We start from the raw sequence: 19,933 nt of genomic DNA, 5'->3' as shown, positions 1-19,933 counted from the left end.
CGTGGTATCAGCTATTATCTGACAACGATTTTCTTCACCGCCTTACCCTGACGGACAACATAGAAACCGGCAGGAAGGCCATCGACAGACGCGGCCACGCGCATGCCGTTGATACTATACACCTCAACAGGCTGATTGAAATCAATCTCACCATTCTCCTCTCCGCCAGACACTACCACATCCTCGATGCCCGAAGTATCGTTTGTCACCTCAATCTCAGCCACAGGACCGTTGGCATAGAGCGACTCAGCGATAATCTTGCATGAGTTTGACTGAGAGTCATCGCCCTCGGCCATTGCCATGATGTCGCTAATATCCGCATGGAGAGTCACAAGGCCGTTGGCATCGACGGTGGCGATGTCGGGATTGGTCGAGCGCCAGAAGATATCGGTCAGTGTCACATCCTCGGGATAAAGCGTGGCTGTGAGCTGGAATGTATCGCCGGGTTTGCCGGTGAGCTTCTTGTCGCCTTCCACCTTGAGTTCTGTAGGCTCGATCATCACATGACCCTCGAACTGAAACCAGCAGTAATCAGCATTGTAATATGCCTTGAGTGCATCCTCGCCCTGCACGTAGAGGTTGCCGGTGTATTTGCTGAAAGTATTGTCCGGTGCTGTGGGAGGTGTCTGCGCGGTGATGCTTACGGTCTGAGCCGGGCAGAGGTCAAACGCCTTCTCGCCGATGCTCTTCACATTGTGACCCATGATGATTGAGGCGAGCTTGCTATTGCCGGCGAAAGCCGAAGCGCCAATGGTCTCTACCGACGGCGGCAGGACTACCTCAGTCAGAGCAGTGCAGCCACTGAATGCCTCGTCACCGATAGTGGTTAACCCGCTGCCAAGTTTCAGCTCCCTGAGTTCTCTACAGTTTGAAAAAAGACCGGGAGTTATTTCCTCGACAAGATTACCGACAATGATTGTTCCAATATTTTGGAAACCGGACTCAAGTTCTTTTATTTTTGAAAAATAGCTCCATATCGAGGCATTCTTATACGCGTCAATAGCGCTTGCAGGCACATAGAGCGTGGCGCTGGTTTTCACCGCTCCCCAATTCCGTATAGACGGAGGTGTGGTGTTGCGGCTGATTACCGTCTGCAGAGCTGACAGGCCGGTGTAGAGGTCGGCACCGATAGTAGTGACTCCTGAACCGAGGTCAAGAGTCTTGAGCGACGAGCAATATGCAAAGCTGCCTCCACCTATGGTGGTCACGGTTTCGGGGACAACGATTTCCGTAATGTTCCTACACTCGATGAAGGCATTATCTTCGATTTCTGTGACTGAATAGCTTGAGCCGTTGTTAATCACTGTCGACGGGATTTCAATTTTCCCTGAGAGAGATGTCGAGTTTCCTTGGGATGCGACTTTTACTGTATTGCCGCTGACCACGGAATAATTCAGTCCGTTGTATGTGAACGCGAAAACCGGTTGCCACATACCTGCGACAAACATCGCTACAGCCAAGAGAAGCTGAGAACCAAGATTATATTGTATCTTTTTCATAATGTCAATTAATTTTCAGAGGTTACAAATTCAATCGGACGGCCCATATAAAGGTTATGTATGCCCACCTTATCCCATTCTCCGCTGAATCTCAGTTTGGTCAGACCATCTGTTATGATGAGATTGTCGAAGTTACACCCTTCGAAGCTGTCGGCATTACATTCCGTAAGCGAAGTGCCGATAGTGAGGTTTTTCATGGACTTCTCTCCATAGAAGGCCTGTTGGCCGATAGTGCTCAGCGAATTGGGCAGAATGAGCGAGCTGATGGCATTACAGTTATAGAAAGCTTTATCGCTTATGCTCTGCAACCCTTCGTTGAAGATTAAAGATTCCAATGCGATGCATCCCTCAAAGGCTGATGCTCCTATCGTTTGCAGGGATTCGTTGAAGGTGACGGAATCCAATTCGTTATTGTAGCAGAACGTATAGTCTTTAACAGCCTTCACTGATTCGGGAATAACCAAATCAGTGATTATTTCACCATTCAGATACAGTCCTTTTCTATGAGCTGCAGGATTTGAATTTGAATTTGCAAAATCAATATTACACCATGACGCCAGATCTGAAATATTCACATACCGACAGTTGAAATTGAAGAAAGCGTCTTTTACGACGGACTTAAGAGTTGACGGAATATAAATCGGCTCTACGTTTCTATCAGAATATGCCGAAAAAGCGCGTTCTCCAATTGATTCGAGACCCTCATTGAAAGTCACTTTGCCAAGATTCCGAGTTTCGTAGAACGCATAGTCGCCTATGGTTCTGACGCTCCCGGGAATTTCGACACTGCTCAATAACGAGCACTCGCTGAACGCATAGTCGCCGATTGATTCAAGCCCCCCATTGAAAGTCACTTTGCCAAGATTCTGCGTTTTGTAGAACGCATAGTCGCCTATGGTTCTGACACTCCCGGGAATTTCGACACTGCTCAATGACGAGCACTTGCTGAACGCATGGTCGCCGATTGATTCTATGGTCTTCGGCATTGTGATTGCGCTAATATTTGTACCGGCAAAAGCATACCCACAGATTGTCCTCGCGGCATTCCGGGAGTTGAATGTGACTGTCGTAAGATTCGAACATCCGTTGAAAGCCTTGTAACCGATGGCATCAACGTAATAACGTTCGTTTGAGCCATTGTCAGAATATGTGATTCGCTCGGGAATGGTGACTTCCGTCAAAGCGGAATAATCGCCCGGCATAACTACCGCCAGATTCTTGCCTTCTTCCGATTTAACCGGGGAAAGCCGGTATTTCAGATTGCCTGTCTCAAAAGTCTTTGAAATTTTATCAGAATCGCCGAGACGGAAATTTTCAAACAATCCCCAGTTTGTACCAATATAGTCATTAAAAGCATCCGCGGGCACTGACACGGTTACGGTTGCATAAAGCCCGCCGAATGAGTTGTCTTTTATTTCCGGGGGTGTCATAGCTTTAGTTTTGACCAATGTCAGACTGCTGCAACCATAGAAGGCTTCATCGCCGATTGATGTGAGCGACTCGGGGAAGGTAACCGATCTCAGACCGCTGCAATAAAAAAAAGCACCCTTGCTAAGAGAAGTGACTGTATACCCGGTATCTCCATCCATAGCTATTTCCGGAATAATTAATTCTCCCGAAACATTATTACCGGGCTGATATCCCATCCATGCCCAATCGCCTTCCTTTGTCTTGCAGGTCTTGGCCTCTTCGTCAATGACGGTGTACTTCAGCTTCTGTCCCTCGTACGTGTAGGAGAAGTCGCGGGAGATGCCCGGGAGCGCTATCAGCACACCGAGCAGAGAGAGTAAAACTTTTTTCATTGCTGTTTTAATTGTGTTAAGTTGATATAATGTATTAGTTGTGTTTCTTAAGTGCCCTGAGATAGTTCTTCATGTCGCATAAAAAATTCTCTATGTGCATGGCCCCCAACGCACGCAGTTCTGCGGGAAATGCCTCGACGGGTATCTTCCGGTCACTATTGGCAAAGCTCAGATATCCGGCTTCCCGCAGCCCAAGAGCCCCATCGCGCGCTCCCTGCTGAATATAGACGAATTTTTTCGGCTTTATGCCGTGGCTGTGGCCGTAGCGGAGGGCGAAATCATAGACCGCGAGGCGTCCGAAGCCCTTGACGCGTTTCTCTCCTATCAGCCTTTCCACCTCCTCAACAAGAGCCTCAAAGTCATTGAATTGCCGGGCGTCAAGACTATCGAGCGCGCCGTAGGCCGCCCGGACAGTAGCGGCCGTCATCCGCCGCTGGTGGGAATCCTTGATATATTTCTCCCCATCAATAACCCCGCCGTTGTCTTTACCACAGATGAAATCAATAGTGGTGGAAAGTCTGTCAAGCGCTTCGTCCGACAGATACGCAGCAAAGTTGTCGTTGTAAAATGCAATGAGCCCCGTCAGAGTCATATCGGCGGGATAGTCACAGATTCTTCCGCCACCCCCGGGCTTTACCGGCTTTAGTGTAGCTGGTCTGCAAGCCATTATCAATATGTGTTTGCCTCCGGACTCACTCGTCAGCCTTTATGGTATTAGTAAAAATAAAAGCGTGAGAGCCGTACCTGTTGCCCGTTCTGCTCGCTGAGGCCTTCGCATTGCCCGAATTAGTAGAACGAGCAAACATGCAGAAGCCTCACGCAGAATATGTCTAAAGACACCAATGGCGTGCGCTCACGCGCATGCCGTTGGCGGAATATACATATATCCACAGAGCATCTACCGTTTGCCACATTCCTGACTAATTCTGAAAGTTGCGAAGTTTCAACGAGCCAAGAAAGAGCGCCGATACACGCTTTTTTTATATGTCTGCCGACCCTCCCACATAACCCTTGACCGGGGCTTCTGCAAGGCGGTCTGCAATTGCAAATTTAATAATAAAAAATTAAAATACCTTTTAATTTATGTGGTTTTCTGTCAGACATGCTGCAAAACATATATTTTGCAGGTGTGGGTGTTGCACAACAGCACAGAGTATAGTTAAATAACTATTCTCCTAAAATTTCAATGTCATTGCAGAAACCGCGCATCCTGAGCATGTCGCGATACTCATCCATAAAAGGCCTCACCACATGGTGTGTCTTCTGCGACATAGGTCAGGCATACCGCCAATGCTCCACACCCGGCAAGATGTCCGGCAGGACATCGGTTTACCATCTGATGACAAGGGGGGATATTTACAATATGTGTGGCAAGACAAAGATTATATATAGGTATAAAAAAAATTATCCGTCATCACGACGAATAATCTTCTTACCTTAAATCTAATACCATGAAAAACTGATGCAAAGGTAGGGAGTTTTTGTGAGACTCCAAATTTTTATGTTTAAAAACATCATTACATTAACATTATTTTAACAATCTCGATTTTATCGCCTTTGTTATTAACACTTACATCTAACTTATTGCAATACAATTAACATCTGTTAATATTTCGCCAAATTTGTATGAAAGACTGTGTGTTTATAAACAATTTATGATAAACTGTGAACCGTCATTCATGATATTGACCTCAATAATGTATGCCATTGTTTCTACAGAAAAACAGTAAGTCCCAATTAAAGAGCAGACGATATATCACACACCATCTGCCCCGATATTGAAATATACAATCTTTTTTTCAAGGAACTATCTGAATAGAGTTTACTATAGGGACAGCTTTTTCTGAGAAACAATGCAAAAATAATATCCCTCATGACAACTATTGTTGCACAAATCACCACAATTGTTTCAGATTATTCACCAAACACACTGATTGTCCGATGATTGGGCTATCGGGAAGGCTCAATTGCGACGGATGACGAAATTAATCATAATCCATCCGCCGATAATCTGGAGAATCATGCCGGGAATGCCGATGCGGAAATCCTGACAGGCGGCATAGAAATCAGCTTTCATCACCCATTCGCCCAGAGTCCCGACCACCTGATAGCCGAGCACGACGGCCACAAGCATCAGCAAACCGGCCTTGTTGAAACGCGAGGCCGTCCAGCCCGCAATGAGCGCGAGAAGCACCGACTTGAGCATGATAGCCGGAAGCGCCGCGACCGGAGGCATCCCGAAAAGGACAGAATTGACCACTGGCGAAGTAAGCGCAGTGAGCAGTCCGACACGCCAGCCGTATTTGTAAGCGCCGACAAGCGTAAAGAAGTAAATCGGCAGCCACGTCACCCCACCCTGCGGAACAAGATGGAAGAGCTGCGGGAGAACTATATTGCCTATGACAAACAAGGCGGCTGTCAGATAAGTGCGGACACTGCCGAATGACAGTGAGTGGAGTCGTAGAGTTGCGTCCATTATGATTTGGAGTTTTAATGTTTATAATTCATCTTTTCAATGAAATCCGCTATCAGCGGTAGGCATTCCGAGGCGGAGGCGCAGTCGCGGCAAAGTGTCTCGACCGGACAGATGCCGTCGCCAGTGCGGTTGATGATGTTTGGCACACAGCGGACAAATTCAGGCTCGATGCCCACCGAACGAAACAGTTCGAGAGCCGGGACGCTTATCAGGTCGGTGTAGACCCCGGCAACGCCACCGGCTATCATGAGGGCGGCCGCCCCCTTGCCTATCACCTTGTCGGCAATGAAAGCACCGGAAAGCACCTCGGGCTGCGAGCTATAAATCCTGTAGAGGTCGCTGACCCCGCGCCCGTGGCAGACTGTGACGCTGTCGCCACTGACTATCACACACGAGCATCGCTCGGAATGCAGACGGCCGATGGCCGCCTGACGAGATTCGGGCGCAGTCATCAGCCGTTCTGTTTAAGCTGCTCGACAAAAGCGTCGATACGGTGGAGTTCGGCGGGAATGTCAATCGACTGCGGACAGTGAGGGCCACACTGGTTACAGCCGATGCAGTGGCTCGCCTGACGCAGACGGGGGACGGAACGGTCGTAGCCCACGAGGAAGGCTCGGCGCGCACGGCGGTATTCATCCCCATCGCGGCTTGAAGGAATATTTCCTTCGTTGACACATTTATTATAATGAAGCAATATGGCCGGAATGTCGAGACCGTAGGGACACGGCATGCAATACTTGCAGTCATTGCAGGGAATGGTGGGATATTGCATCATCAGGTCGGCAGTGTCGTAGAGAAACTGCATTTCATCGTCGGTAAGCGGCTTGAACGGAGCATAGGTGCGCAGATTGTCCTCAAGATGCTCCATGTATGTCATACCGCTGAGCACGGTCAGCACCCCCGGATGAGTCCCGGCGAAACGGAATGCCCACGAAGCCACGCTACGGTCGGGTTCGGCCTGCTTCAGACGCGCCACGACATGGTCGTGGAGCTTCGAGAGACGGCCTCCGAGAAGCGGCTCCATGATGATGGCAGGAATGCCTCGCTTGGCAAGCTCGCCATATAGATACTCGGCGTTGGTGTTGCGCGGATTTATTTCCTTGGCATGCTTCCAGTCAAGATAATTGAGCTGAATATGCACGAAATCCCATTTGTATTCGTCATGTTTCGACAGCAGATAGTCGAACACGGCTATGTCGCCGTGGTAGGAGAATCCAAGATTGCGGATGCGCCCCGCCTCGCGCTCCTTGAGCAGATAGTCGAGCACACCGTTGTCGATATAACGGCCGCGGAGCGCCTCCATACCGTCGTCGCCCATGCCGATGCCGTGGAGCAGAAGATAGTCGATATAGTCGACCTGCAGCTCCTTGAAGGAATTGTGATACATGTCGAGCGAAGCTTTCCTGCTCCATGTCGATGGCGAGAAATTTGAAAGTTTAGTGGCGACATAGAAGCTCTCACGCGGATGACGCTTGAGCGCTATGCCGGTGGCACGCTCCGAACGCCCCTTGCAGTAGGCAGGCGACGTGTCGAAGTAGTTAACGCCATGCGAAATCGCGGTGTCGACAAGACGGTTGACCATCTCCTGATCAATATCGTCGGTCTTATCGCCTCCCCCCTCCACACTGATTGTCGGCCACCGCATGCAGCCATATCCGAGAAGCGACACTTTTTCGCCTGTCTTCGGATTTGTACGGTATTCCATTTTATCGGTAGGGATGTCGGGGAGAGCGGTCTGACTGCCGGTCACGGCATTGTTTTTTGAATCACAGCCGACAAGTCCAACGCCAAGCACTGACGCACCGGCGCCCAGACGCTTCAGGAAATCGCGGCGGTTCAAACCCTTTTTATCTTCATGTTTCATAGTTCTGATTTTATTAAATGGTTCGGTGGACCTCATGGCCCTCGACGTAGATTGCGCTGAAGGGACGCGACGGACATAGATTCTCGCACGCGCCACATCCGATGCAGCGCTCAGTGTTGACCACAGGAATCTTGCGCGAACCGTCGGCAGAAGGATCGGATGCCACCATCGTTATAGCACCCACCGGGCAGTGACGGGCACAGTTGCCACACTCGACACCGTCGGTGAGCGGGATGCAGTTTTCACGCACCCACACTGCATGGCCGATCTGCACGGATGATTTATCGGCCACGGAAATCGGACGGATAGCCCCGGCCGGACAGACATCGGAACACTTCGTGCACTCCGGACGGCAATATCCGCGCTCGTAGGACGATTCGGGTTGCATGAGCGTCAGCAGGTCGGTCGACGGACGCAGCACTCCGTTGGGGCAGACCGAGACACATAGCTGGCAAGCGGTGCAATGCGAGGCCATGTTGCGGAGGCTGACAGCACCGGGAGGCACGATACGGGTGCGGCGCGCCGGTATTTTTTTATCGGCAATCACGGCGAGACCGCCGTCGACAGTCTTTTCCTGCGCGCTTGCCACGGCAGCGACGGCAACCGTCGCCGTAGCACCGAGAAACTGACGGCGCGAGGTGTCGGCCTTGTCACCGGTCTTTGCGTCGGTCTTCACACTGTCAGGCTTCAGTGCGGGACGGAGGTGAGTATAGGAAATCGCACCGCGATGACACTTGTCGAGACAGTCCATGCAGTCGACACAGCGCGAATAGTCAATCGAATGGTTCTTGCTGTCGATGCAGGCAGCCTTGCAGTTGCGCGCACAGAGACCGCAGCCGTTACACTTCGAAGTGTCGATTACAGGCCTGAGCCACGCAAAACGGGCGAAAAAGCCGAGGACAGTCCCGACAGGACAGATGGTGTTACAGTATGTGCGGCCATTGCGCCATGCAAGCACGGCGAGAACGGCAAGCGTGAGAGCCCCCACGATGAGGGTCACCGACCCACGCATCCAGAGGTCAATGGAATAGAAAGCATAGCTGTCGCGTGAGGCCGCCCAGTCGGCAAGCTGATTGTTGGCCCACTGCCAGACAGGGGCAAAGAGACTCTGGACTATACGGCCATAGGCACTATAGGGGGCAAGAATAGCCACAAGCGACCCGACACCGAGGATGACGGCAAGCACCATGACGGCCAGCATCACATAGCGGAGCACATTTTTAGCAGGAGAATAGCGGTAGCGGTTTTTCTTGGCCATCCTTCCCAGACGGGCGAAACCGTCCTGCATGATGCCAAGCGGACAGACGACCGAACAATAGAGACGGCCGAACACAAGTGTTAGCACTATCAGCCCGATGATGACCCCGAGGTTGAGAGCAAGCAATGCCGGGAGAAACTGGACTTTGGCCAGCCATCCGAACCAAGCGTGGACCGAGCCTGTAAAGTCAAGGAAAAGCAGCGTTATCAGCACGATTACGACAAACGCCACAGTCTGTCGGATTCTACGAAGCATAAAATGTAATTATTGTGTGAATGATTGGTTTCCGTATCTGACGCCATAAAAATCGACAAGATATCGACCTTGGGTTCAATATCGCAAATATATTACTTTTCCGCCAAATGTCAATGAACTAAATCGCAGAATGTATTACCATTATTACGGTAAAGCCGCTATAAATGAAAGTCCCAACCGGACAAAAACTTATGCGCGAAAAATTTAACACATCGCAAGACGTAAGTTTAATGTTAAAAATTGGGCGTGAATCAAAATTTTCACTACATTTACGGCGTGATTGTGTGCCACGGCTGTCCGCGACTGTCTGACACACCTGTTTTGTCTATTACATATTCTTATTCTCAACTTAATTATTTCGCATGAAGAGGATTCTGCTTTTACCGCTATTGGCGCTGCTGACGGCGCTTGGCGTGTCGGCCCAGTCCGATCCCCGCCAGCCACTCGTGTTCGGTGTGGCCTTCTACAACCTCGAAAACCTCTTTGACACAATCAACAACAACGGCAAGTATGACCTTGAGTTCTCCCCTCAGGGCTCACGCCAATGGAACAGCGAGAAATACTGGAGCAAAATCAACAATCTCGCCTATTGTATCTCAAAGATGGCCACAAAAAACACACCTATGGGACCCGCCATCATAGGCGTGTCGGAGATTGAAAACAAATCCGTGCTCGACGACCTCGTGCGCGCGAAAGACATCAAACAATGGCGTCTGCAGGTGGTCCACCACGATTCGCCCGACCGCCGTGGCGTCGACGTCGGACTTCTCTACAATCCACGCCTGTTCAAAGTGCTCGATGTCACCAACCATACACTCGTAATCCCTGACAACCCCAACTTCCGCACCCGCGACCAGATGTGTGTCACCGGCATACTCGGAGGAGACACCCTGAGCGTAATCGTCAACCACTGGCCGTCGCGCCTCGGAGGTCAGGAACGTTCGAGCTATCTGCGCGAAGCTGCGGGAGAACTTTCAAAACATATCGCCGACTCCCTCTGGGCCATCCGCCCCAATCAGGGTGTGATCGTGATGGGCGACCTCAACGACGACCCGCAGGACAAATCGTGTGCGGTCGCACTCGGTGCAAAGCGTGATCAGGACAAGGTTGAGCCCCACGGATTCTTCAACCCTTGGTGGCGTGTGCTCGACAAGGGCATCGGCACTCTGGCCTACAAAAGCCAGTGGAATCTCTTCGACCAGATAATCGTGTCGGGGACACTGCTAAAACACAACCACGGACCGCTGCAATACAGCTCATGCAAGGTCAACAATTTCGATTTCCTCTTTGACACCGAGGGACAGCGCCAAGGATATCCGAAACGCACATTCGCCGGCGGAGCATGGCTCAACGGCTATTCCGACCACTTCCCCACCATCATTTTCCTACACAAAGCACGAAACTAAAAGGCTGTCAGATGAAAAACGACGAATCAATGCTATCGCCCCACGGCCAACATCAGCCATTCGTAATCACAGTCGGACGCCAGTTCGGCAGCGGTGGCCGGGTTCTTGCAAAAGCTCTTGCAGAGTCACTCGGAATCGCCTACTACGACAAGGAACTGCTGGTGGAATCAGCCAAACATGCCGGCGTTAACCCTGATTTTTTCGAAAAGAAAGACGAACGCTTCCCCTCGTTTCTCCAAGGGCTTTTCAGCTTCTCGATGGGAGTGACCCCGATGTGCTACTACACAGGCGCATCATCAATCAGCGATGACGGACTCTACAAAAGCATCAGCGAATTTCTTCTCCATACGTCACAGGAGAAATCGTTTGTCGTAGTGGGACGCAGTTCCGACTACATCCTCCGCAATCACCCGCGCTGCCTCAACATCTTTGTCCACGCACCGATGGGTGAATGCGTAAAGCGCATTATGGAACGCAACGACGCCATCGACTCCGTCAAAGCCGAGGCCATCGCACGGAAAACCAACAAATGGCGCGCCGACTACTACAACTTTTTCACCGACAAGACGTGGGGCGACGCCAAAAGCTATGACATGACAATTGATTCATCAATCCTCAGTATGGAGGACAACGTAGAACTTGTAAAAACATTCCTGCGGCTGCGAGGCTTCATCGACTGACGCGACCTCCGGCTCTTCTCATAAAACTAAGAGGGTTTTAATAACATCAATATGTCCTTTCCCGAAAGGCTGTAGGGAAAAAACATCCGCCTCTGACCGATTAAGCAAACCGGACATTTTTTCAGACAGCCACCAGCAAAATCATACAATAATTATTTTTCATTTCCAACAGAATCTATGAGACTAAAACTGTTTCTGCTACTGCTTCTGGCGGCAACGTTGCCGTCATTTGCCCAATCGACAGGCGTAGCCGGCACTGTAGTCGACAACAACACCGGCGCACCCGTGGCAGGGGCAAACGTGATGCTCGACAAACAGGGAATCTATGTCACCACCGGCCCGTCGGGCGACTTTTCAATCTCAAACGCCAAACCCGGTGAAGACCTGCTCGTCATTGTGGCCTACGGATACAATGACCTGACAGTCGACATCAAGATGACAAGTGGGAAAATCGTCGACCTCGGAGATCTGAAAATGCTCTCGTCAAACCTCAACAATGTGTTCTACGAGGACCAGAACGACATGTTCTTCGACCAAGCACTCCTTGAAGACGAAGAAGGGAGCGCTCAGTCAATCGCTGCACTTACAGGAGCAAGCGACGACGTCTACTATAACGCCGCAAACTACGACTTCCAGCCCATGCGCTTCCGCGTGCGCGGCTACGACTCGAAGTACACCGAAACCTATATCAACGGCATCAACTTCAACGACCTTGCCCGCGGCCGCTTCAACTATTCGACACTCGGCGGCATGAGCCGTGCATTCCGCGACAAAACCACATCGCTCGGTCTCGGCGCGGCCAACTTCGGCTTCGGCAACATCGGCGGCGCGACCGACATCAACACCCGTGCGGCACACTATGCACCCGGATTCAACGGTTCGGTGGCCTATACCAACTCCAACTACATGCTCCGCGCAATGGCCATGTATTCAACAGGCCTTAACAAGAACGGCTGGGCATTCACAATCTCGGCAATCGGACGATATGCCAAGGAGGGGGTTATCGAAGGTACATTCTACAACTCTTTCGGCCTTTTCGCATCGCTCGAAAAGGTGTTCAACGAGAAACATTCACTCAACCTGACCGTCTGGGGCGCACCCACACAGCGCGCCACCAATTCGGCCACCTACGAAGAAGCCTACGCGCTTACGGGCAACAATCTCTACAACCCCAACTGGGGATGGCAGGACGGCAAGAAACGTTCTGCAAAAATAGTCGAGACATTCGACCCCACAGCCGTGCTCAACTGGATATGGAAACCCGACAAGGGAACAACCCTCAACACAGGAGCTGCATTCCGCGCTGTCAACTACTCGACATCGGCCCTCAACTGGTATAACGCCGCTGACCCGCGTCCCGACTACTACCGCTATCTCCCAAGCTACTTCCGCGCCTCGGGCAACGAGGAAGCCGCCGACCTCTATACCGACCTCTGGAAGCACGACGAAAGCTTCCGCCAGATCAACTGGGGCAATCTCTATCAGGCCAACTACTACAATAGCATATACGGCCGCGGCAACAATCCCGACAACCACTCGTCGAGCTACATTCTTGAGAACCGCCACAGCAACCAGATCAATTTCATGCTCAACTCGGTGCTCAACCACCGTCTGAACGACAACATGACCCTTCAGGCAGGAGTTTCGTTGAACTACACCCGCGCACACTACTACAAGACCATCCGCGACCTGCTCGGAGGTGAATACTGGCTTGACATCGACCAGTACAGCGAACGCGACTTCCCCGACAATCCCGACATGCTCCAGAACAACCTTCTCAACCCCAGCCGCCATGTGGGCAAAGGAGACACGTTCGGCTATGACTACTATATCAACGCTCTCCACGGCAACGCTTGGATACAGAATGTCATCACCCTCCCGCAGTGGGACATCAACTATGGCCTTAAGATAGGCTACACCCAGTTCCAGCGCGACGGCAAGATGATGAACGGCCGCGCACCTAAAAATTCCTACGGCAAGGGAGCGTCACACCGCTTCGACACCGGCGCGCTCAAGGCCGGCGCAACCTACAAAATCGACGGACGCAACTTCATCACCGCCCACGCAGGATACGAGACTGTGGCTCCACTGTTTGAATATGCCTATATCTCACCGCGTATCAAAGACACCGCCATCGACGGACTCAAACCCGAACGAATACTTTCGGGCGACATCTCCTACGCATGGAACTACCGCCGTTTCCGCGGAGCAATCACCGGATTCTGGACTGAAATGTATGACCAGACCGAACGCACCTCATACTACGACGACCAGTATTCGACGTTTATGAACTATGTGCTCAAAGGAGTCCACACCCGCTACAAAGGCATCGAAATCGGCGCTGCCTTTAAGGTGACTCCCTCTGTCACTGTAAGCGCTGCGGCAACCTTCGCACAGTATCAGTACAAGAACCGTCCGAAGGGTACTCGCTCCTATGAAAACGGCATGCGTCCGGACACCACACAGGTTGTCTATCTCAAGAACTTCTACGTTGGCGGCACTCCGCAGACAGCCGTAAATGTCGGCATCGACTGGGCAGCCCCCAAATCGTGGTTCTTCAATGTCAACGCGTCATGGATGGGCGACGCATATGTCAATCTTTCACCGATCCACCACGAGGCACTCCCCAACCTCTGGGAGAAATATCCCTCGATGGACGAGCTTGAAGCAAAAATGGCAGAACTCGCAACTCAAGACAAGCTCAACGACGCATTCGTTGTCAACGCTTCAATCGGCAAGCTGATTTATCTCAACCGCAAGGTGTCGATGAACATCAACCTCAACGTTGACAATATTCTCAACAACAAGAAAATACAGACCTACGGCTACCAGCAGGGACGTTTCGACTACTCGAACTACGACTCGACGAAATATCCCAACAAATATTTCTATGCCCAAGGCATCAAGGTGTATCTCAACGTCGGCATCAGATTCTGATGTAAGGCAACCACACCTTAATATATAATATATGTACATAACATACGAACAATTCCATATATGAAATTATATAAATCAATATTTGCGGTGGCAGCCGCAGGCATGTCGCTCGGTTTCACCGCCTGCGACAATGATTTCGACCGTCCGCCGGTGATTGTGCCCGAAGCTACCTATGAGGTCAACACGGCCATTTCGGAATTCAAAGAAATGTTCTGGGACATAGCCCAGTCCAATTCATCGACCACCATCCCGGTCAATGCCAACGGCGACAGCATCATCCTCGGAGGCCGCATCATCTCGTCGGACAAAGACGGAAATGTCTATCAGCACATCTATTTCCGCGACGAAAGCGGAGCTCTTGACATCCGCGTCCACGGCTATGACCTCTATGAAAGCTATCCGATGGGACAGGAAGTGCGCATCAACGTGACCGGTCTGCTCGTCGGAGGCTACGGCAAGCAGATGCAGATCGGCACACTCTACAATGGAAACGTAGGCGGCATCGAGCCTGAAGCCTTCGGACTCCGCGCCCAGCGCAACGGTCTGCCGTCGCTCACGGACGCCGAGCCTTACACAGTCACCATCTCCGATCTCAACTCATGGATCAACGACAAGTCAAAACTTATCGAATGGCAATGTCAGCTCGTGAAAATCGAGAATGTAAGTTTCGTAGACGGCGGCAAGGCTGCATGGTGTGACAACCCCGGTGCGACAGGCGCTACAAACCGCACCCTGAAAGATGCCGAGGGCAACACCATCGATGTACGCACGAGCAACAAATGTACGTTCTCGTCACAGATTCTGCCAAAGGGTACTGGCACTGTGGTGGCCATTCTCGGCTACTATGCCTCATCGAAAGCTTCATGGCAGCTCACTTTCATGGATCCTCAAACCGGTTGCATAGACGGCTTCGAGTTTGTCGACACGCCTGAGAAACCGGATGAACCGACCCCCGGCACAACAATCTACTCGGCACTTGGCGAGGACGCAGCGACAATCGACTGGAGCTACGAGGCAAACAGCGTCGACGGTGTTGAGGCCGTGTGGACATGGAAAGAATACAGCGGCAAACACTATCTCAACGCCAGCGCATATTCAGGAGGCAAGGCCATTGCATCGAAGGCCTATGCCTACTCGCCCGTCATCGACCTCAGCGCAGCCAAATCGGCCAAGCTCTCATTTGAGCATGCAGCCAAATTCCAGACAACACTCCGCACGCTCTGCTGCGCAGTTGTCCGCGAGGAGGGTGCTGCATCATGGACGGAACTTGCAATCCCTTCATGGCCCGATGCCGGATCATGGACATTTGCGAACTCCGGCTCAATCGACCTCTCGGCCTATGCCGGTAAAAAAATCCATGTGGGATTCAAATACGGTTCTGACGAAAGCGGAGCTGACACATGGGAAATCAGAAATCTGAAAATTAGCGAGTAATCCGATCAAAGACAAAAACTATGAGAAATTTCAAGACATATCTGAGCCTGCTATTCGCCGGTGCGCTCTCGCTGACGGCCTGTCAGGACGATTTCGACGCTCCGGGCATGACAGACCCCGAGTCATCCTGGCTCAACGACACCGAAAACTATGAGGTGAAGACCATCAACGAAATCAAAACCGAATTCTGGGAAGACGCCGATAACTATTACAAGCAAATCGGTGAAGCCGAAAACGGAAAACGCCTTCTGGTAAAAGGCCACGTGATTTCATCGGATGCCTCAGGCAACATCTACAAGTCACTCGTCATTCAGGATGAGACAGGTGCGCTTGCCATGAGCATCAATGCCAACTCGATGAGCAACCAGTATCGCCGCGGACAGGAAGTGGTGATCGACCTCACCGGAATGACAATAGGCAAGTATGCCGGCCTCCAGCAGCTCGGTTCGCCAGAGGACTCTCAGCAATACGGCCAGCAGACCACCTTCATGCCATATCAGGAATTCGTCAAGCACTCGCAGCTCAACGGCCTACCCGATCTGGCGGCTGTCGACACCATCACGGTCAATTCGCTCTCCGAACTGTCAGGCGGCCCCGAAGTGCTCCGCAAATGGCAGAGCCAGCTCGTTAGATTCAACAACTGCTATTTCGCAGATGGCGGCAAGGAAGCGTTTGCAGCGAGCAAGGAAACCGTCAACCGTGCGCTGACACTCTCTGACGGCGGAACAATCAATGTGCGCACCAGCGGCTATTCCAATTTCTATGCCGACATCCTTCCCGAAGGTCATGGCGACGTGGTCGGTCTACTCAGCTACCACTCAAGCGGTGGCTGGCAGCTCCTGCTCCTTGACCGAAACGGATGTATGAACTTCGGCAATCCTACCATCGGCCCGGGCGCTGAAGACAACCCCTACACCGTAGATCAGGCTATCGCGATCATCAACAACGGCGGTTCGGCTTCAAACGTATGGCTGACAGGCTATATCGTAGGAGCTGTAGCGCCCGGCGTACAGACAGTCAGCTCAAACGCCGACATCCAGTTCACCGGCGAACCTGACCTTGACAACACCCTCGTCATCGCCCAGAGCGCCGACTGCACCGACTGGACAAAGTGTATGGTCATCAATCTTCCGCAGGGATCAAAGCTCCGTCAGTACGGCAATCTGCCCGACAATCCTTCTAACTACAAGAAGCAGATGTGGATCAGCGGTAATTTCGGCACTGAGCTCTCAATGCCCGCAGTGACAGGCAACAACGGCTCGGCATCGACATTCCGCATCGACGGTGTCGAAGTGCCCGGCGGCGACGAACCCACCCCCGGAACAGGCGACGGAACAAAGGAGAAACCATATTCGGTCAGCCAGGCAATCGCTCTGAACAACCCAGGCTCTACAGCATGGGTAGAGGGCTATATCGTAGGTTGGGTAGAGGGCGCTGACATCTCGGCAGGAAGCCATTTCAGCGTTCCCGCCTCAAATGCATCGAATGTGCTCATCGCAGCTACCCCGACAGAAACAGACTACACAAAGTGTATGCCCGTACAACTTGTCTATGACACAGAATGTCGCAACAAGGTCAATCTTCAGAACAATCCTGGCAACCTCGGGAAAAAGCTCAAGATTGAAGGTCAACTCACAAAATATTTCAGCCAATCAGGTATAAAAGCTCCTACCGACTTTGTACTCGAAGGCGGTAGTGACACTCCCGACACTCCAGTCACAGGTGACGGTGACGGAACTGAGGCAAAGCCATACAGCATATCTCAAACAATCAGCCTTAACAATCCTGGCTCTGTGTCATGGATTCAGGGCTACATCGTAGGTTGGGTAGAAGGCGCGGCCATCGCTACAGGTAGCCATTTCGAAGTACCTTCGTCAAGCGCGTCAAATGTTCTTATCGCAGACAATCCCAACGAAACGGATTATACGAAGTGTGTTCCTGTCCAACTTGTCGCAAATACCGACATCCGTACAGAAGTAAATCTTATGGACCATCCTGACAATCTCGGGAAACTTCTTAAAATAGAAGGCCAACTCACAAAGTATTTCGGTCAGGCAGGTCTTAAAGCTCCTACCGCATTCAGCCTCGCAGGCCAAAGTGGCGGCGACACTCCGGTGAATCCAGAAGGAAACGGGACAAAAGAAGCTCCCTATAGTGTGCCTTCGGCAATCGCACTTAACAATCCCGGTACGACTTCATGGGTTGAAGGCTACATCGTGGGATGGGTTGACGGAGCTGACATCTCATCAGGAAGCCACTTCGAAATACCGTCATCAAGCGCGTCAAATCTGCTTATAGCCGCGAGCCCAACAGAGAAAGATTATACCAAATGTGTTCCCGTGCAACTCGTAGCAAACACTGATTGTCGCAGCAAGCTTAATCTCAAGGATAATCCCGGAAATTTAGGGAAATTCCTTAAAATAGAAGGCCAATTAGTTGCATATTTCAGGCTACCAGGACTAAAAGCTCCTACTTCTTTTGAACTTTCTGACAAATAACTTTATAGCCTTAAAAAAAAGAAACACCCACATGGGTGTTTCTTTTTTTTAAGACCTACAGTAGATGAATACGGTTACCCAGACATGTGATTGACATACATGTTTTAATAAATCCACGACAAAATACAAGTCGCTTGACGATTAATACATTCTCGAAGCCAAGTCATTAACATGAATTTTAAGATTTTAGCGTGTTTTGTCAGACGCGTGTTGTGAAATACGCCCGATTTTTACTAATTTTGTACTTATAAGCTGTTTTATAGCCTGTTTTTAAATTCTTAGCTTCCGACCGTCACCACACCGGTCACGCAAGCAAGTTTCCATTAGATTACTAACTTATTTTAACGGATTTATAAGATTGAATAAACACAGTATTTTCGGCAGTCGCAATCTCCCCTCGCTCGGCATCTCTCTCATCCCCATAAGCTTTCTTTTCGTAGCCCTCATCTCTATCATTGTCATCAGCGGAGCTGACGCAGTGTCGGAGTCCGGTCCATATATCCTGCTGGCATCCACGGCAATCGCATTGTCTCTCGCACTGATCGGAGGCGTGGCCTCACGACGCGGACTGGCAGTCGGCTTCAAAAGAAGTGCAGTCCAGATTCTACCGGCAATCCCTATCCTCATCTGCATAGCTATGGTGGCCACCACATGGATGCTCTCCGGAGTAGTTCCGACGCTTATATCCTATGGACTCCAGATTCTAAGTCCTAAATTCTTTCTCGTGGTGACCTGCGTGGTCTGCTCGGCGATTTCCGTGCTGACCGGCAGCTCATGGACCACAATCGCCACACTCGGAGTAGCCTTCATGGGCATCGGAGAAGTGATGGGCTACAGTGACCCTTGGATTGCCGGAGCAATCATCTCGGGAGCATATTTCGGCGACAAGGTGTCGCCTCTGAGCGACACTACGGTAATCGCATCGTCGACTGCCGGAGTCGACCTCTTCGAGCACATCCGCTACCTGATGTTCACCACCATTCCAGCCATAGTCATCGCCCTGATTGTCTTTTTCATCGTCGGCATAAACACCGGGACAGAGCATGCACCCGACGCAAGCGCCATGCTGTCGTCGCTCGGCTCTACTTTCAACCTCTCGCCGTGGACGCTTGTAATCCCGGCTGTGACCATGACACTCATCGGCATGCGCGTCCCGACTCTTAAAGTGCTGCTTATCGCCTCGGCGATGGGTGCTGCCGGCATTTTCATCTTCCAGTCACACGAAGGCATGGATGTCGCCACACTTGCGACATCGCTATGGAGTGGAGCAGCCCTCACGACCGGCAATCCGGCTCTCGACGATCTCGTGACCACCGGCGGAATCCTCGGCATGATGCCCACGGTCTATCTCGTCTTAAGCGCCATGCTTTTCGGCTCGGTCATGATCGGGACAGGAATGCTCACAAAACTAACCAACGCGTTCACAAACCGTCTGCGCCGTCGCACAAGCATTGTCAGCGCCACCGTCACCAGCGGTCTGGTGATGAACTGCTGCACGGCCGACCAGTATCTGTCGCTCATCATCACCGGCAACATGTATCGTTCTCTCTACAGGCGCAACGGACTCGAACTGCGCCTGCTGAGCCGCGCAATGGAAGACTCCATCTCCGTCACCTCTGTGCTGATTCCTTGGAACTCATGCGGACTCACACAGGCAACGGTGCTTGGCGTAGGCACGCTCACGTATCTCCCCTGCTGTGTGTTCAACATCCTCACTCCGGTCATGAGCATCATTATAGCCCGTCTGGGATTCAAGATACCCGAACAGGCACGCAACGCTCCAGAATCACAAGTCCGTGTAGCCCGAAACAGTGCCGTCTGAAA

General features: G+C 51.4%; 13 protein-coding genes. 6 read left to right on the top strand and 7 right to left on the bottom strand.

The genetic code is table 11. The features are described from left to right. Positions 1–14: 14 nt before the first annotated feature. The 7 genes from QZ311_RS05785 to QZ311_RS05755 all read right to left on the bottom strand — a co-directional run bounded on the left by QZ311_RS05785 (position 15) and on the right by QZ311_RS05755 (position 9,154). The gene (locus QZ311_RS05785; RefSeq protein WP_297065287.1) at positions 15–1,499 is read right to left on the bottom strand and encodes a leucine-rich repeat protein; all 1,485 of its coding nucleotides are present in this window, start codon (positions 1,497–1,499) and stop codon (positions 15–17) included. An 8-nt stretch (positions 1,500–1,507) separates the two neighbouring features. Continuing rightward, positions 1,508–3,301 (bottom strand): leucine-rich repeat domain-containing protein, encoded by a 1,794-nt coding sequence (locus tag QZ311_RS05780; protein ID WP_297065284.1) that lies wholly within the window; start codon positions 3,299–3,301, stop codon positions 1,508–1,510. Between the two features lie 34 nt (positions 3,302–3,335). Continuing rightward, positions 3,336–3,968, bottom strand: coding sequence for a hypothetical protein (locus QZ311_RS05775; RefSeq protein ID WP_297065281.1), 633 nt, complete (start codon positions 3,966–3,968; stop codon positions 3,336–3,338). A gap of 1,296 nt (positions 3,969–5,264) precedes the next feature. Continuing rightward, positions 5,265–5,777, bottom strand: coding sequence for an ECF transporter S component (locus tag QZ311_RS05770; protein WP_297065277.1), 513 nt, complete (start codon positions 5,775–5,777; stop codon positions 5,265–5,267). Positions 5,778–5,791: 14 nt separating this feature from the next. Then, positions 5,792–6,229, bottom strand: coding sequence for a DUF1893 domain-containing protein (locus QZ311_RS05765; protein WP_297065275.1), 438 nt, complete (start codon positions 6,227–6,229; stop codon positions 5,792–5,794). After that, positions 6,229–7,641 carry an aldo/keto reductase gene (locus QZ311_RS05760; RefSeq protein ID WP_297065272.1) on the bottom strand — a complete coding sequence of 471 codons (1,413 nt, stop codon included), beginning with the start codon at positions 7,639–7,641 and terminating at the stop codon, positions 6,229–6,231. Before QZ311_RS05760 ends, QZ311_RS05765 begins: the two co-directional genes overlap by 1 nt. A gap of 13 nt (positions 7,642–7,654) precedes the next feature. Further along, a complete protein-coding gene (locus QZ311_RS05755) occupies positions 7,655–9,154 on the bottom strand; it encodes a 4Fe-4S binding protein (protein ID WP_297065269.1) in 1,500 nt (499 codons plus the stop codon). Positions 9,155–9,516: 362 nt separating this feature from the next. Between QZ311_RS05755 and QZ311_RS05750 the strand changes: the two genes are divergently transcribed. The 6 genes from QZ311_RS05750 (at position 9,517) to QZ311_RS05725 (ending at position 19,931) form a co-directional block, all read left to right on the top strand. Beyond that, positions 9,517–10,560 (top strand): endonuclease/exonuclease/phosphatase family protein, encoded by a 1,044-nt coding sequence (locus tag QZ311_RS05750; protein ID WP_297065266.1) that lies wholly within the window; start codon positions 9,517–9,519, stop codon positions 10,558–10,560. An 11-nt stretch (positions 10,561–10,571) separates the two neighbouring features. Continuing rightward, positions 10,572–11,240 carry a cytidylate kinase-like family protein gene (locus tag QZ311_RS05745; RefSeq protein ID WP_297065263.1) on the top strand — a complete coding sequence of 223 codons (669 nt, stop codon included), beginning with the start codon at positions 10,572–10,574 and terminating at the stop codon, positions 11,238–11,240. Positions 11,241–11,417: 177 nt separating this feature from the next. Then, entirely contained in the window at positions 11,418–14,177 is a 2,760-nt protein-coding gene (locus tag QZ311_RS05740) for a carboxypeptidase regulatory-like domain-containing protein (protein ID WP_297065260.1), read from the top strand. 60 nt (positions 14,178–14,237) lie between these two features. After that, entirely contained in the window at positions 14,238–15,611 is a 1,374-nt protein-coding gene (locus tag QZ311_RS05735) for a DUF5689 domain-containing protein (protein WP_297065255.1), read from the top strand. 20 nt (positions 15,612–15,631) lie between these two features. Next, positions 15,632–18,109, top strand: coding sequence for a DUF6359 domain-containing protein (locus QZ311_RS05730; protein ID WP_297065250.1), 2,478 nt, complete (start codon positions 15,632–15,634; stop codon positions 18,107–18,109). 358 nt (positions 18,110–18,467) lie between these two features. Continuing rightward, positions 18,468–19,931 (top strand): Na+/H+ antiporter NhaC family protein, encoded by a 1,464-nt coding sequence (locus tag QZ311_RS05725; protein WP_297065247.1) that lies wholly within the window; start codon positions 18,468–18,470, stop codon positions 19,929–19,931. The last annotated feature ends 2 nt before the right edge of the window (positions 19,932–19,933 follow it).

Source organism: uncultured Duncaniella sp., assembly GCF_910578445.1.
Lineage (GTDB): Bacteria > Bacteroidota > Bacteroidia > Bacteroidales > Muribaculaceae > Duncaniella.
This window is presented reverse-complemented; position numbering and strand designations above follow the sequence as displayed.